At 44.1% G+C, this 11,722-nt stretch carries 9 protein-coding genes; 2 read left to right on the forward strand and 7 right to left on the reverse strand.

The annotated features are described in order from the left end of the window. Both ACFFAP_RS29680 and ACFFAP_RS29685 read left to right on the forward strand, forming a co-directional pair. Positions 1-1,212, forward strand: a 1,212-nt coding sequence (locus ACFFAP_RS29680) for an amylo-alpha-1,6-glucosidase (protein ID WP_375514577.1), incomplete at its 5' end; no start/stop codon positions are given. Between the two features lie 199 nt (positions 1,213-1,411). Continuing rightward, positions 1,412-2,206 carry a DUF2993 domain-containing protein gene (locus ACFFAP_RS29685; protein ID WP_375514583.1) on the forward strand — a complete coding sequence of 265 codons (795 nt, stop codon included), beginning with the start codon at positions 1,412-1,414 and terminating at the stop codon, positions 2,204-2,206. A 203-nt stretch (positions 2,207-2,409) separates the two neighbouring features. On the opposite strand, the gene ACFFAP_RS29690 is transcribed toward ACFFAP_RS29685, so the two are convergent. The 7 genes from ACFFAP_RS29690 to ACFFAP_RS29720 all read right to left on the reverse strand — a co-directional run bounded on the left by ACFFAP_RS29690 (position 2,410) and on the right by ACFFAP_RS29720 (position 11,470). Next, positions 2,410-3,801, reverse strand: coding sequence for a UDP-glucose dehydrogenase family protein (locus ACFFAP_RS29690; protein ID WP_375514578.1), 1,392 nt, complete (start codon positions 3,799-3,801; stop codon positions 2,410-2,412). Between the two features lie 148 nt (positions 3,802-3,949). Further along, positions 3,950-4,900 (reverse strand): UDP-glucuronic acid decarboxylase family protein, encoded by a 951-nt coding sequence (locus ACFFAP_RS29695; RefSeq protein WP_375514579.1) that lies wholly within the window; start codon positions 4,898-4,900, stop codon positions 3,950-3,952. Positions 4,901-5,467: 567 nt separating this feature from the next. Continuing rightward, on the reverse strand, positions 5,468-7,606 hold the full coding sequence (locus tag ACFFAP_RS29700; protein ID WP_375514580.1) for a cation:proton antiporter: 2,139 nt from the start codon (positions 7,604-7,606) through the stop codon (positions 5,468-5,470). Between the two features lie 144 nt (positions 7,607-7,750). Next, positions 7,751-8,407: an HAS-barrel domain-containing protein gene (locus tag ACFFAP_RS29705; RefSeq protein ID WP_375514581.1), complete on the reverse strand. Its 657-nt coding sequence runs from the start codon at positions 8,405-8,407 to the stop codon at positions 7,751-7,753. 175 nt (positions 8,408-8,582) lie between these two features. Beyond that, on the reverse strand, positions 8,583-8,780 hold the full coding sequence (locus tag ACFFAP_RS29710; RefSeq protein WP_096567803.1) for an NAD(P)H dehydrogenase subunit NdhS: 198 nt from the start codon (positions 8,778-8,780) through the stop codon (positions 8,583-8,585). Positions 8,781-8,868: 88 nt separating this feature from the next. After that, the gene (gene rodA / locus ACFFAP_RS29715) at positions 8,869-10,182 is read right to left on the reverse strand and encodes a rod shape-determining protein RodA (protein ID WP_375514582.1); all 1,314 of its coding nucleotides are present in this window, start codon (positions 10,180-10,182) and stop codon (positions 8,869-8,871) included. A gap of 217 nt (positions 10,183-10,399) precedes the next feature. Then, entirely contained in the window at positions 10,400-11,470 is a 1,071-nt protein-coding gene (locus ACFFAP_RS29720) for an Mrp/NBP35 family ATP-binding protein (protein WP_229552818.1), read from the reverse strand. Between the last annotated feature and the right edge of the window lie 252 nt (positions 11,471-11,722).

Below are 11,722 nucleotides of genomic sequence, written 5' to 3' on the forward strand. Positions count from 1 at the left end.
GGCATGGGGACTGGGGAAAAGTTTTCCAATACCCAATCCCCAATACCCAATCCCCAATCCCCACTTAACCAACAACTACTCAAAGCAAGCGATCAGTTTATCGTCTATCGAGCCTCAATTGCTGGGCCTACGGTCATTGCTGGTTATCACTGGTTTAATGACTGGGGACGCGACACATTAATTGCCTTACCGGGATTGGCACTTGTTCCACAACGTTTTGAGCTGGCAAAAGGAGTATTGCGAACTTTTGGGCATTATTGTCGCCACGGTTTGATTCCTAATGCATTTTTTGATGTCAATGGAGAACCAATTTATAACAGTATTGATGCAGCGTTGTGGTGGATTGAAACTTTAGGACTTTATTTAGAAGCTACCCAAGACTGGGAATTTTTGGCAGAGCAATTCTCGATAGTACAGCAAATCTACAAAGCATTTGTCGGTGGTACACATTTCAATATCCAGATCGATGCTACCGATGGGCTAGTTAGTTGGGATGCTCCTGGTGCAGCCCTGACCTGGATGGATGTGGTAATTGGGACACACCCTGTTACTCCCCGTTACGGTAAGCCAGTGGAAATCAATGCGCTGTGGTATTCAGCTTTATGTTGGCTAAGTCAGTGGGCAGAACGATTGAGCCAGCTTGAGTATGGCTCGCCAGTGCGTCTCACTAAGCAAGCACAGCGTTATGCTCAACAAGCACAACGTGTGAAAACCTCGCTGCAAAAGTTCTGGAATCCTCATCTGGGTTATTTGTACGATACTATTGAGCCGGACGATCACCGGAATTTTCAAGTTCGTCCTAATGCCGTTTTGGCGCTGTCGCTGCACCATTGCGGCTTTTCTGAACAGCAAGGGTGTCAGATATTAGATTTGGCAACTGTCAGCTTACTTACACCCTATGGTCTTCGTAGTCTTGATCCAGGAGATCCCGAATACAAAGGCAGATATGAGGGTAACCAAGAGCAACGCGATCGCGCTTACCACCAAGGCACTGTTTGGGCTTGGCTAATTGGGCCATATATTCGCGCTTGGCAACGTTTTTATCCACAACAATCGCTGCCTTTTGATTGGCAACCTCTACTAGATCACTTCCTATTTGACGCAAGTCTTGGTTCTATTTCTGAGATTTTTGATGGCGATGCACCTCACAAGCCCAGAGGAGCGATCGCTCAAGCTTGGTCAGTTGCTGAAGTAATCCGCCATATCAAGTAGTGCCCAGTCGTGAATCTTGAGGTCAAACTTGCCTTTTACAGAGCAACGAGTCCATTATTTAGTAATATATAATACAACTAGTTTTCAACCATCAGCCATCCTATACCTACCTATCAGCACAATTAATCGTGGGATCGCTTGCTGTATTCTTCACAGTTTGTTACAAAAGTACAAAGAACTTCTAGAGACCCAAAACCACATGTTCGGCGGACTTACTGGTTTACAAAATCCTAAAGGCACAGATTGGGGAGAGCGGATGCTCAACACAGTCGCCAGCCAAACGATTCGCCACCTGTTTACCCAAAGCGAGTCAGTAGAAGTCTTTGTACGCTGCTATCCCTCCAGCAAACTGTTGCAAGGCAGCATTGATAGCTTCAAAATGAGCGGTCGTGGCTTAGTAATTCGGAGAGATTTTGCGGTTGACGAGATGTCATTTGAAACCGATGCCGTGGCTATTGATTTCGGCTCGGTTTTAAGTGGCAAACTCAGTCTTAAGCAACCTACTCAAGCGATCGCTCAAGTAATTTTATCAGAAGCAGGGATAAACCAAGCCTTTAACGCGGAACTGGTGAAAAAGCGCCTGCTTAACCTCACCGTACCATCACTGACAGAATTATCTGGCGGTGAACCAGTCTCCTTTACGGAAGTTCAGGTACAGCTATTGCCAGAGAATCGCTTACAGCTTGTAGCAAAAGCAGATTTAAACAATGGCGAACTCGTACCTCTGAGCATGATCCTAACTATAGGCATTGAAAGGCGGCGGCGAGTTTCTTTTAAAGATCCGAAAATTCAACTTGACCAAGTGCCAGAAGCACAACAGGAAATCTCGCAAACCTTGAGCGTGGCGCTGGTAGAAATTTTAGATAATATGGTCGATTTGGATCGTTTTGACCTTGATGGAGTGAAAATGCGGCTCAACCGATTAGAAACTGAAGGTCAAAAACTTATTTTCAGTGGATATGCTGAAATCGAACGTATTCCACATAGCGCTTGATATAAATCAAACACGCAAAAACGCCAAGTAAAGTTTTCCTGAGCCGATTTACGTGAAGCTTTATACAAATTAAATACCGCCTAGATTATTCTAGGCGGTACTTTAAATCTTTAGGTTTTGAAGGGAGTTGGGAGTTAGGAGTTATTGATTATTCCAAACTGCTAACTCCTGTACAGACGCGATTAATCGCGTCTCCTAAATCTCTATCTTCCCACCCCTACATATTGGAATCCAGCCCGGATCATTGCTTCCGGGTCTAGGAAGTTACGACCGTCGATGATAACGGGGTGGGCCATCAATTTTGCCATCTTCACATAGTCGAGAGTGCTGAACTGCTGCCATTCGGTGACGAGTACTAAGGCATCGCAACCGTCAGCTAGTCTTTCGGCATCGGTTTCTACTAGTACCCCAGAAAGCCCATGACGTAAACCTGTTTGGGAAACAATGGGGTCGTAGGCTTTAACTTTGGCTCCCAGTCGGTTTAGCTGCTCAATTAGGTTGAGGGCTGGGGCGTCGCGCAAGTCGTCGGTATCGGGCTTGAAGGTCAGTCCGAGTAGTCCAACTGTTTTGCCTTTGAGAATTTTCAGAACTTTTTGGAGTTTTTCTAAAGCAATCAATCTCTGGCGTTCGTTGACACTGACAGCAGCTTTGAGTAATTGGGCTTCATAGCCATAATCATCAGCAGTGTGAACCAGAGCGGAGACATCTTTGGGAAAACAAGAACCACCCCAACCAATACCAGCTTGTAAAAATTTGTTACCAATGCGGGAGTCTAGACCAATACCTCTAGCTACTTGGGTGACATCAGCACCGACGCGATCGCAAATATTAGCAACTTCGTTAATAAAACTAATCTTAGTGGCTAAAAAAGCATTAGCGGCGTATTTAATCATCTCCGCCGAACTCAGGTCTGTTGCCAGAATTGGCACAGGGGGTAAAGATTGATCAAGAGCGTACTTGCGTTCTACAATTGGGGCATAGAGTTGTCGCATTAAGGCTACTGCTCTTTGGCTATTACCTCCGAGTACAATGCGATCGGGGTTGAAGGTGTCGTACACTGCCGAACCTTCGCGCAAAAACTCTGGATTGCTGATTACATCAAACTCGGCTGCAAACTCAGGTAATTTTTCATCACTTGGTATCCCACCTGCGGGTACTAATGTTTTCAGCCGTTCAGCAATCCCATCTAAAACAAGCATCCGCACCCAGTCACCTGAGCCAATGGGTACTGTAGATTTATTTACTATGACTTTATAACCACCGTTGAGATTTTCCCCAATCCCACGGGCTACAGCTTCAACATAACGAGTATCACTTTCACCAGTGGGTAAAGGTGGCGTTCCCACAGCAATAAACAGAACTTCTCCGTGGGCAACTCCAGCAGCGAGATCACTAGTAAAATGAATTTTCTCTGTTTGAATGGCAGACTGAATAATTTCTGAAAGTCCTGGCTCAAAAATTGGGGACTGCCCAGACTTCATTAACTTAACTTTTTCTTCGTTATTGTCTACACAAATTACATCATGCCCAATATGAGCCAAGCAAGCACCTGTAACTAAACCAACGTAACCAGTACCAATCACGCAAACACGCATTTTTTAACTCCTCACTTATTTTGGGGTTAGTCTTCTAAAAGAAGTATCAATATAACACTTACACACTTAAAGTAAACTCAGCCACTAAGCATACTGGCTACCGATAGGGTGAGCCTACATACAAATTTAGAGCAACGCTAGGTGTCACTCAGGTGGTTGAATTATTTACATCGCTTTGAATGCGATCACGAAAATCTTCTATTGTTAGTTTTAACCCCTCTTGCAGAGCAATAGTCGGTTCCCAATTTAACCAAGTTTTTGCCTTTGTGATATCAGGTTGGCGACGCCGGGGATCGTCCGAAGGTAGTGGCTCGAATTTAATCTGCGCGTCTGGGTTAATCATATTTTGCACAGCTTGTGCCAATTGCAAAATCGTATATTCACCAGGATTACCCAGATTTACTGGACCAATGTAGTCGCTATTCATTAGGCGGATGAATCCTTCGACTAAATCGGAAACATAGCAGAAACTACGAGTTTGCGAACCATCACCGTAAACGGTTAAAGGATTACCCCGCAAGGCTTGAACTATAAAGTTGCTCACTACCCGACCATCGTTTTCTAACATTCTCGGCCCGTAGGTGTTAAATATCCGAACAACTCGAATATCAACTTTATTTTGCCTATAGTAATCAAATGCTAGAGTCTCAGCAATTCTTTTACCTTCGTCGTAGCATGAACGTATCCCAATGGGATTGACGCTACCCCGATACTCTTCAGTTTGGGGATGAACTTCTGGATCGCCGTATACTTCACTGGTTGAAGCCAAGAAAAACCTAGCTTTCACACGTTTAGCCAGCCCCAACATATTAAGTGTTCCCATCACGTTAGTTTTAACGGTTTTAACTGGGTTGTACTGGTAATGTACTGGTGAAGCAGGACAAGCTAGATGATAAATTTGATCCACTTCTAACCGAATTGGTTCGGTAATATCGTGGCGGATCAGTTCAAAGTACGGGTTATCTAACCATTTAAGGATGTTCCGTTTGTGACCAGTGTAAAAATTATCCAAGCATATTACTTCATGCCCATCGGTCATTAGTCGGTCGATGAGATGGGAACCAATAAACCCAGCACCACCCGTCACCAAAATTCTCATAGTTTCCCATTTACTTACAATATTTTCAGTAGCTATTGCACTTATCTTTTAGATTACCCAGGTTGGGGACAAAAATACAGAATGAAAAAAATAACAAAGTTCAATCAAAAAGTGTTGTTGAACTTACTTATTTTTCTACAGTTATAGTTTTGTTATATTTTTACTTGCTTCCTTAATAATTTAACTAGTAAAATAACAAAAATTCTCACTCTTCCACCTAAAGTTCATCAAATCTTCAACAATATAAAGTGTTTTTACGGTTAATACTGTTTTCTATTGGATGCAGGAATAGGTTGACATTTTCCACAGTTCAAGGTCTTACAATTACCCATATTTGTGCAATAGTCAAGTTGTCGCATTTACCAAGATCCTGCCCTGTATTTAAGTGCAGAGGCTTATATCATTTCAGGAAATCCCTGCTATAAATATATAAGTTTGTAGGGGCGTACATCTGTATACCCCTATAGCCGATTCATTTGTTGCAAAGATTTTTGTGAATGCTATGCCTCCGACAGACTACACCAAGGCAGCCTAAGTCCACGTGAGTGGACTGAACTATGCTTCATATCATACAGCAGATGTAATGGTGGTAACCGTGTTAGACATAACTACATTTGTGGTTTGAGTGCGTTGCGGTTCTCCAAGCATGACAATGGAGCAGGTGAGTTGTCTAGCTAACTGAGTTGTGACATCGCTAATGGCTAACCCTCCAGGGCTGGTACGATTACGTATAAAAGGTAAAACGACTAAATCGTATAATCGCGCTGCCTGCAAAATTGCTTGAGCAACATTTTCATGAGCGATAATTTGAATTTCTGGGGCATTAGTCAAAGCCAATTTAGATACCAATAGGGAGAGATGCGATCGCCTCCAAGCAATTTTACTAGAACTAGTGCGGCGATCGCACACATTCAGTACAGTAATGTGGCTCTGATTTGCCTCTGCTAGCATCTGGGCAAATTGTACAGGCTGTAATGTCGGTGCTGTTAAGTTTTCTACTGGTACTAAGATGCGCTGAATTTTTTTCGGTGATTCTACTAGACGTGTTACCGCTACTGGACAATGGGATGCCCAAAGCACACCATCAATCACATTCCCAAATAAACGCGCTCGTAACCCAGTCCGTTTACCCCAACCCATAACGATTAAATTAGCCTTTTGTTCACGAGCAGCTCTGCTAATTCCTTGAGCAAAAGCATCATCAATCCGCAGCATTGGTTCTGCGGCTATGCCCAATACTCGACTGTGTACCGTGGCTTTTGTTAATAATTGCTCACTCCGTTGTAGAGACGCTTCTAACTGTGGTGCATCCATTTGAGCGGTAGCATTAGTGATCGCAAGCGGTATAATTTTCCCCTTACACTGACGCGCTAATAACGCCGCCATTTCAATTAAATACTGCTCGGTGTGAGGATTATAGACAGGTACGACTATAGTAAAAGCACTGTCTATCCTTGGTGCGTTTTGGCCAGGTAGGGGTGGTGCTGGAGCTTCGGCGGGTGAGGAATTCAAACCAACAGCTATTTTACTAGTGATCAACGGCCCCAAGGTTGATGTGACAACCATTAAGACAATCACGCTGTGTAATACTTCTAGTGGCAGCAACCCAGCCCGGTATCCCACTAACGTTGCTGCTAACGTTGTAGCAACTTGGGGAAGTGATAGCGACCAGACGGTTAGCATTTCTTGCCAGTTATAGCGGTAAACCAGTTTTGTAAAAAAAGCTGCAATCAATTTACTGGCAATCAAACCGACTATCATCAACAGCGTTAACTTCAGCGTGTCTAGGTTGTTCACAAAGGCGGGTAGATTGATCGTTAAGCCAAGGTCAACAAAGAAAATAGGAATGAATAGCACACTGCCAATAAATACCACCTTTTCTTTGACTGGACCTTCCCCTACAGCTTCATTTACCGCCAAACCCGCTAAAAAGGCACCAACAATTTTCTCTATCCCAATCAATTGAGCGCCCACAGCCGCCAGAAACACAGAAAGCAACACAAACAAAAACTTGTTTCCTTCGTCGTCTCCAGACCGTTTGAAAAATTCTTTGCCTGCCCAATCAAAGCCTGTGACAACAGCAACAGAGTAAATAATTAACCAACCCGACAAGGTGAGTAGTTTAGCAAAGCTGAATTCTCCAGCATCAGCGACGCGTACACAAACGGCTAAGATCAGTACTGCACCAATATCTGTAAAAATCTTAGCTCCAATGGTGACCGTAACAGCTTCGTTGTTGACCACTCCCAAACGGCTGATTATGGGATATGCCAAAAGGGTATAGGAAGCGAATAAAGAGCCAATTAATATTGAAGTATTCCAACCATAGCCTAAAATCAGCCCTACTAAAGTTCCCATCACCAGGGGTACACTGAAAGTTAAGCTAGCAAACCCGAAGGCACGACTTTTTTGCCGACGAAACTGTTCTAGATCAACTTCTAGTCCTGCGACAAACAGCAAGTAAATTAACCCAATGTCTGATAGCAGGTTAATCATCGGTGAGTCCGACTGAAATAGATTCCAGCCTGAGGGCCCGAGTACTAGCCCTGAGAAAACCAAACCCACTAATCCTGGTAATCTTAGCCGCTCAAAGATTATAGGTATAACTAAGATGACCACCAGCAAAATAGCAAAGGGAACAATTGGTTCCTTGCCAAGAACTTGGGAAGTTGGCTCCAGAGCAAGAACTTGTGATATGAGTTCCATAGGTAGGAATTGAAGGGGCTATGGTAAAACTGCGATTAGCTTAGGGCGAGCGCTTAATTGATATAAATAAATGCAGAAGCCACCTGAGGACAAATCAAATATATTTTCTTACACTAACTAGGCAATTGTCTCAGAACTAACTACCTACGGATGGATTTGACTCAAAATGAACCGCAAGCGATCATAGTCGTCTTTAAGTAGCACACTCAAGCTACGTCCAGCTTTAATTAGCCATTCTCGGTCAGCTTTGCGTAACTGGTATATATCTCGAATGGCTGCTGCGGTCAAAGACTCTACTGGCGCACCGTTAATACAAAGGAGTGTCCGCAAAAAATCTAGTTCTTCAGTAAATTTAATGATTGCTTCTGGTTCGCACCGATAAACAGCTTGATGAATTTGCGGGGGACGGGGTGGTAGATACTGATATATTCTTTGGTTATAACCTCGATTCTGGGAAGATTGCTCAAATCCTACGATCGCAGCTCGGAATTCTGTTCGGAGCATGGCAAATATCTGGGGTTGTTCTTCGCGTAAGTCTTGCAATGACAACCCCAAAGCTCTGGCCCGGTGTACAGAATCTATGGGCATAGTTGTGGCATAATACACCACAGCATAAACTTGATTACCCGATTCTTCATCTACAGAACAGACCCAACTACCAAAGGGTGGCATGGAGGGAAAGCTTAAATCTTCTGGTTCCAAACACTGAGCTAAAAATTCAGTACTAGTAGTTTCAATCACCTCCGCAATGTGGTTAGGATGGCGATCGCCAGTAGCAAACTGTGGTAGGGGGAGGCGCATAGTAATTTAGTCATTAGTCATTGGTGAGCCAGTGCGGTCTTCTCACATTGGGAGAGGCTAGCGCCAAGGGGGTTTCCCTCATGAGCAACTGGCGTTAGCGCAGCGTTAGCGAGGCACGAGCGTCACCCGAAGGGTCATTAGTCATAAGTTTTTGCCAAATGACTAATGACTAATCTTATTTGGCTTTTTTACGTCCGGCTGTGGTTTCTACGAGTTCCAATTCGCTCAGGCGAAAGGTAACTAATTTATCCCAGTTACCACCTTCAAATAATACGGCTACTTTGCCATCACTCACCCGTTGCACGAGTCCTTCGGAGCGATAATAGGTATCTGCGGGATTCTTGACGCGAACAGTTGCTCCAGGCAGAATCATGTTTTTAGCCTCGCTTGTTTCCTTTTAATAGCTTAATACTTGTCATTAGTCATTAGTCATTTGCTTGTTGCAAATGACTAATGACTAATCAATAATACTTCTGCCTTTGTCGAAAATTTGCTACTGATTCTACTATTCCCAAGGAAATGAAGTTGGTCAGCATAGCAGAACGCCCGTAACTCATCCAAGGTAGGGGAATGCCTGCCACAGGCGCTAAACCAACTGTCATGCCAACGTTGACAATCAACTGAAACACAATCATGGACAAAACGCCAATAGCCAACAAGGAACCAAAGTTATCTTTGGCGGTTTCGGCAACATGCAGTAGACGGAAGCAAATTAAGCAGAAGACAAACAGCACTACCAAACAACCAACAAAACCGAATTCTTCCCCTACTGCAGAAAAAATAAAGTCTGTATGCTGTTCAGGTACAAAATTCAGTTGCGTCATTGGGCCCTTGAACAGACCCCATCCCCAAATTTCACCAGCACCAATAGTAATGCGAGATTGGATTAAGTGATACCCAGCACCGAGTGGATCGTGATCGGGATTCATGAATACAGTTAGCCGATCTTTTTGATACTCTTTCAAAATATGGTTCCAAGCGAAGACTCCTAATTCGCCACCCAGTATATTGAGAGTCCACGCACCGATAGCACCTAAACCAAATCGACGCCAGGGAAGAGTTTGCCAGCCCACAATAGCCATCGCAACTGACCAAATTAGCCCTAATGGCCCAAAAGATAATTCTTTGAATAAAACTATCGGCTCTGATAAAGGCCAAGATATACTAAACAAAATCGCGGCAACCACAGGAGAAATCATCAGAACTAACCAGCCTGGGTTAGCATTTGCCCAGTAAAGCATTCCTAAGACGATCGCACCAAATACCAGTGATGTTGCTAAATCTGGCTGCAAAAATACCAGTCCCCAAGGTATAGCGGTGATTGCCAGAACGCGGAAAACACCTTCGAGCGTAGAAGCAGTGCGCCTGTGTAGCAAAGCTGCTAAGGTGATGATCATGCCGACTTTGGCAAATTCTGAGGGTTGCACGTTAAAGCCTGCGATACTAATCCACCTCTGTGCCCCTTTGGCGCTAGTACCAGCAATCATCACGCCGATTAAACTGAAGTTTGTTAGTGCATAAGTTACCCAGTGCCACTGCATTAAGAGTTCATAACGTGTACGAGCTAAAAACAGCGCTATAAGCACACCGATACCCGCTACCATCCAGTGCCACCACCAGTCAGTTACTGGCTGCTTCAGTTCCGTACTGAGAATCATGAGGCCGCCAAAGATACTAATAACAATTGGCAAAGAAAATAGTAGCCAATCTACATACTGCCAGGGCTTAACCCAAGACTTCCAGCGAATTTTGGGGAGCGATTGTTTTAACAACATTGTGTAAGTTTAGACTTTAGCTTTAATTGTTGGGAGTTGGGAATTGGGAATTGGGAATTGAAAAGAGGCAGAGGGGCGGGGGGCTGCTCTTGCTGAGGGGAAAATTCTTCTCCCTTGCTCCCAGCTAAGAGCTCGCCTGCTTTTTCCCCACTCCCCAATCCCCAGTCCCTAGTATTCCTAGTACATAGCCCAGGAAGCAGATAGAAATTAAAATTAATTATGTCAGGGCAGCAACTGATACTTTACCAGCAATGGTAAGAGCGATCGCTGTTAATGCTTTTGCCGAAGCTGAATCTGGATCACCAACGACTATTGGCACACCACTGTCACCACCAACTCGTGTTGAAATCTCTAGCGGCACGCACCCCAATAATGGCACTCCCAATTCAGCAGCTGTTTTTGAGCCTCCACCGGAACCAAAGATGTCATACTGCTTATCTGGTTGATCGGGGGGTATAAAATAACTCATATTTTCCACGATCCCCAATACCGGGACATTCATCTGCTGGAACATCCGCAATCCCTTGCGAGAATCTAACAGGGCTACAGTTTGTGGCGTGGTGACAATTACTGCCCCTGCCATCGGCACTGCTTGGGTTAAAGTTAACTGAGCATCTCCGGTTCCCGGTGGCATATCTACAATCAAATAGTCCAGTTCTCCCCATTGCACTTGATAGAGAAACTGGCGAATTACACCATTTAGCATAGGGCCCCGCCAAATTACTGGCTGATCTCGGTCAATCAAAAAGCCCATTGAAACTAATTTGACGCCGTGATTAAAAGCAGGTTCCAGGATGTCACCTGTTTCACTGGAACGCACAGTAATTTGGGCATCAGCCAGCCCCAGCATGGTGGGGTCATTAGGGCCGTAAATATCAGCATCTAGCAAGCCGACTTTCGCCCCAGTTTGAGCTAGAGCCACTGCTACATTTACCGCCACCGTACTTTTACCAACGCCACCTTTGCCACTGGAAACAGCAATGATATTTTTCACCCCAGAAATGCCAGTGCGATCGGGTAAACTTTTTTGTTGCGGTGTTTCTGCCGTTACTTCTATGCTGACATCTGTAACGCCTGAGAGTTTTTTAACAGCTTTCTTACAGTCTTCAACTATAAATTCACGTAAAGGACAGGCAGGAGTGGTTAACACTAAAGTAAAACTAACCTTGCCACCGTCAATTTTCACGTTGCGAATCATATTCAGTTCCACCAGACTTTTGCGGAGCTCTGGGTCTTCTACTGGTCGCAACACTTCTAAGACAGAGCGAGAATCGAGGACATCGTACATAAAAATTCAAAATTCAAAATGAATAAATACACTTGTGGCGAACATCTTAGCTATTAACCGGATGCTTTCTTAAGTAAGGTCAGCTTAGTGTTTTCACTGTCAATGCCGTGATAAAACTTAACAAATTGCATTATTACCTAATAGAATCTTAACTTTCTTTGGGCATTGGGCATTGGGCATTTGTCATTAGTCATTAGTCATTAGTCATTTGTTATTAGGCATAGGTTATTCTCCTTGTCCCCAGTCCCCAGT

It is taken from the genome of uncultured Nostoc sp. (genome assembly GCF_964245575.1).
Lineage (GTDB): Bacteria > Cyanobacteriota > Cyanobacteriia > Cyanobacteriales > Nostocaceae > Nostoc.

Bases quoted from the DNA above. Each gene is read 5' to 3' on its own strand.
- ACFFAP_RS29685 (WP_375514583.1), top strand. From the start codon at position 1,412: ATGTTCGGCGGACTTACTGGTTTACAAAATCCTAAAGGCACAGATTGG.
- ACFFAP_RS29690 (WP_375514578.1), bottom strand. From the start codon at position 3,801: ATGCGTGTTTGCGTGATTGGTACTGGTTACGTTGGTTTAGTTACAGGT.
- ACFFAP_RS29695 (WP_375514579.1), bottom strand. From the start codon at position 4,900: ATGAGAATTTTGGTGACGGGTGGTGCTGGGTTTATTGGTTCCCATCTC.
- ACFFAP_RS29700 (WP_375514580.1), bottom strand. From the start codon at position 7,606: ATGGAACTCATATCACAAGTTCTTGCTCTGGAGCCAACTTCCCAAGTT.
- ACFFAP_RS29705 (WP_375514581.1), bottom strand. From the start codon at position 8,407: ATGCGCCTCCCCCTACCACAGTTTGCTACTGGCGATCGCCATCCTAAC.
- ACFFAP_RS29710 (WP_096567803.1), bottom strand. From the start codon at position 8,780: ATGATTCTGCCTGGAGCAACTGTTCGCGTCAAGAATCCCGCAGATACC.
- rodA (WP_375514582.1), bottom strand. From the start codon at position 10,182: ATGTTGTTAAAACAATCGCTCCCCAAAATTCGCTGGAAGTCTTGGGTT.
- ACFFAP_RS29720 (WP_229552818.1), bottom strand. From the start codon at position 11,470: ATGTACGATGTCCTCGATTCTCGCTCTGTCTTAGAAGTGTTGCGACCA.